We start from the raw sequence: 1,649 nt of genomic DNA on the forward strand, positions 1-1,649 counted from the left end.
TTCTTCCAGACCACTCCTCGATATTTTTCAACTCTAAAAGTTTCGTTACATCCTCTTTAAAATCTGATAATGAATCGGCAAAATTTAGATTTGCATATATGTTTTTCTCCATAAAAGTAGATACTTCCTATTTCAAAACTATTCCTGAAAAGAAATTTTACCTTTTTTATAGTCGCAACAATGTACAGAAACCTCGTTTTTAGCACAGGTTGTGTCTTCTAACGAATATTACTCAGGTCATTGTATTAAATGTTTAATATGTACGTAAGAGTTTATTAGCGATCGCTCTCCAGGTGGGGTTATCTCACAAAATCGCATTGCTCCCTAGTTGAATCGTGCTTATAATAAGTTACGGCTAACTATAACTAGAAATTAGCACCTTGTAAGTGTGTATTGCTGGATTACGCATCAAAAGCAATACCAAAGACAAAGAAAATTTATCGGCAGCGCAATAGTTTCTATTCTGTTGCCAACATGCACCCTCCGCGATCGCATGTTGGTGAAAGTGTAGTGTCTGGGGGAGAGTGTATTTTTATCGGAGTTTATGTCGGATAAAAGATAAGGGCATCTTAGTTCCACTGCGAAAAGAGAGTCGGGAAGTTTTAGCAGAATATTTGCGATCGCGAGAAGAAAGGAATGAGGTGTTAAACAGCCTTAGCCCACTGATAATTTCACACCATGCTTCATACAAGGGCGAGCGCTTAAGTTATCACGGCATTTACTTCGCTGTGGAAAAAATCGGTGAAATAGCTCACATTGAAGATTTACATCCTCACTCCTTCCGACATACTTACGCTACTGACTTATTGCTATTGGGAGTTGACCCCAGCCATGCACGAAAATTAACAGGACATCAAAGCGAGAAAGCGTTTCGGCGGTATACCCTTCGCAGTGAACAAGAAGCGGCGATCGCTGCTTACTATCGTGCAATTGGTGAAGAAGTGGAGTAAGGTATGCCAAAGCCACTCGATCCCAAGTGTCAGTTATGTTCTAAACTACCAACAACTCAAGCAAAACTAGTGCATGGGCCACAAGGGGACGGCTGTTGGAATCCAAAAGTCTGCCACAATCGCCGTTCGTTCTACCGTCGCCGGAGTGAAAGTTATTCAGCAGAAATTGATGCGATCGCAGTCGAACCACCAGCAACATATTTTGCAGTGCTGTATTTGTATAAAGAACCAGGGGATAAACCATTACACGCTATGTCGGCAGAACTCTGGCTGGGGCAAAAGCCTGTTTGCCGCTTAGACCCAATTCACTGTTTTGGGCTAACGGCTGGCAAGATCCGCGCCTATACAGATCAGGTGGGGAGCAATGCGATTTTGTGAGATAACCCCACCTGGAGAGCGATCGCTAATAAACTCTTACGTACATATTAAACATTTAATACAATGACCTGAGTAATATTCGTTAGAAGACACAACCTGTGCTAAAAACGAGGTTTCTGTACATTGTTGCGACTATAAAAAAGGTAAAATTTCTTTTCAGGAATAGTTTTGAAATAGGAAGTATCTACTTTTATGGAGAAAAACATATATGCAAATCTAAATTTTGCCGATTCATTATCAGATTTTAAAGAGGATGTAACGAAACTTTTAGAGTTGAAAAATATCGAGGAGTGGTCTGGAAGAATAGTTAAAGAAAGAGAA

General features: G+C 40.3%; 2 pseudogenes. Both read left to right on the forward strand.

The annotated features are described in order from the left end of the window. Positions 1 to 569: 569 nt before the first annotated feature. Positions 570 to 950 (forward strand): annotated as a pseudogene (locus F8S12_RS10220) (tyrosine-type recombinase/integrase); the annotation flags it as partial. Between the two features lie 3 nt (positions 951 to 953). After that, a pseudogene (locus F8S12_RS10225) lies at positions 954 to 1,307 on the forward strand (hypothetical protein); the annotation flags it as partial. Positions 1,308 to 1,649 lie beyond the last annotated feature (342 nt).

This window comes from Nostoc sp. WHI (assembly GCF_015714725.1).
Classification (GTDB): Bacteria; Cyanobacteriota; Cyanobacteriia; order Cyanobacteriales; family Nostocaceae; genus Nostoc.